This window comes from Thalassospira sp. UBA1131 (genome assembly GCF_002311515.1).
Classification (GTDB): Bacteria; Pseudomonadota; Alphaproteobacteria; order Rhodospirillales; family Thalassospiraceae; genus Thalassospira.
The window spans coordinates 65,414-65,931 of the sequence record NZ_DCAO01000109.1 but is presented as its reverse complement, the minus strand read 5'-3'; the positions used below and the strand labels follow the sequence as shown (position 1 = coordinate 65,931).

General features: G+C 60.4%; 1 protein-coding gene. It reads left to right on the top strand.

What is annotated here, in order from left to right; all coding sequences use genetic code 11:
- Positions 1-518: glycerate kinase type-2 family protein (locus tag B3Z49_RS18110; protein ID WP_296993369.1), on the top strand; the 518-nt coding region annotated here is incomplete at both ends.

The following is a 518-nucleotide window of genomic DNA, read 5'->3' as shown; positions in this document are numbered from 1 at the left end:
GGTGGATCGGCCCTTCTTGCCCTGCCCGGTCCGGGCTTGACGCTTGAAGACAAACAGGCCATCAGCAAGGCGCTTTTGCGCAGTGGCGCAACGATTTCGGAAATGAACTGTGTGCGCAAACACCTCTCCGCGATCAAGGGGGGCCGCCTGGCCAAGGCCTCGGCACCGGCGCGCATGGTGACCTATCTTGTATCTGATGTGCCGGGCGACGATCCGGCGATCATTGCGTCTGGCCCGACCGTATCCGATCCCACAACCGGGCAGGATGCGCTTGATATCATCCGCCATTATCAGATCGACATCCCGCAGGCTGCCAAGGACCTTCTGCAAAGTGCAAAGGACGAGACAATCAAACCCGATGATCCCTGCTTTGACGGCCATGAAACCATCATGCTGGCCCGCCCGCAGGATAGCCTCGAGGCCGCAGCATCGGTTGCACGTGACATGGGGCTGAATGCCGTCATCCTTGGTGACGCCATAGAGGGTGAGGCACGCGAAGTCGCCATCGTTCATGCCGG